Genomic DNA, 1,176 nt, shown 5'->3' with positions numbered 1-1,176 from the left:
TACTCATCTTAAATATTCTTGAGCATGAAACTCAGCACTTCAACTTACTTAAAAAAAATATTGAAGGGATTTCACCTAAAGTCTTGTCTCAGAAGTTAAAAATGTTAGAGAGAGACGGTTTTATCGAACGAAAAATTCAGGATACTTCCCCTATTCGTGTCGATTATTCCCTCACGCCACTTGGGCAAAATGTAGCTGCTATGGCATACCAGTTAAAAGAATGGGCTGAAACTAATATTGAGCAAGTTTTAGCAGCCCAAATCATCTATGACGAAAAAATACTAGAACAAGCTTAAATAAAAATAAGGCCACTAAGGGCCTTATTTTTATTTAGTACTTAAGAAATTAACCTAATTTTTTAAAGCCTTGCTGACGCCATGCTTCATATACAATTACGGCAGTTGCATTAGATAAGTTTAAACTTCTTGAGTTTTCTGCCATTGGTAAACGAATCCATTGTTCTTGAGGGAACATCAGACGAACATGTTCAGGCAAGCCGCGTGTTTCTGGACCCATCAATAAAGCCACAGGTTTATTTAAATCAACTGTATGAGGCGTAGCAGAACCCTTCGTAGTTAAAGGAAAAACATGCTCAACACCTTTTGCTTTTAAGTCCGCAAGACAAAGCTCTATGTTGTCCCAAATTTGCATTCTTGCCCATTCATGATAATCAAGCCCTGCACGTTTAAGCTTTTTATCATCAAGTTCAAAACCTAAAGGCTTAACTAAATGCAATTGAGCGCCTGTATTCGCGCATAGACGAATAATATTACCTGTGTTAGCAGGAATCTCAGGCTCGTATAGAACAACATGAATCACTTAATTACTCACTTAAATTACTTATTGGGGTTAGCTCAGGCAATAATTACATCTCTTTTGCAGATATCAATAAGCCTACTAATTCCACTGTAACTGTTCACGCAAACGTACAACCTCACCAATAATTGTGAGTGTCGGCGCATGAATTTGATGTTCTGTCACTTTAGATGCAATATCAGCAAGTGACCCCACCACAACCTTCTGTTCAGGTGTCGTACCCTTTGAAATTAATGCGACTGGCATATCTGGACGTTGTCCATGCGCAATCAGCTGCTCACAAATACGCTCTAATCCCACCAACCCCATATACAGTACTAATGTCTGGTTTTCGTATACCAGTTCGTTCCAAGGTAACTC

At 38.6% G+C, this 1,176-nt stretch carries 3 protein-coding genes; 1 reads left to right on the top strand and 2 read right to left on the bottom strand.

Annotation, left to right across the window (positions count from 1 at the left end):
- The coding region (locus VXQ92_RS19580) for a winged helix-turn-helix transcriptional regulator (RefSeq protein WP_416682916.1) at positions 1–296 on the top strand (296 nt) is incomplete at its 5' end.
- Positions 297–345: 49 nt separating this feature from the next.
- Here VXQ92_RS19580 and VXQ92_RS19575 read toward each other — a convergent pair.
- Together VXQ92_RS19575 and VXQ92_RS19570 are read right to left on the bottom strand one after the other, a co-directional pair.
- A complete protein-coding gene (locus VXQ92_RS19575; protein WP_000582205.1) occupies positions 346–819 on the bottom strand; it encodes a tRNA (cytidine(34)-2'-O)-methyltransferase in 474 nt (157 codons plus the stop codon).
- Positions 820–897: 78 nt separating this feature from the next.
- Positions 898–1,176: uroporphyrinogen-III C-methyltransferase (locus VXQ92_RS19570; RefSeq protein WP_416682915.1), on the bottom strand; the 279-nt coding region annotated here is incomplete at its 5' end.

This window comes from Acinetobacter sp. 228 (genome assembly GCF_048147885.1).
This window is presented reverse-complemented; position numbering and strand designations above follow the sequence as displayed.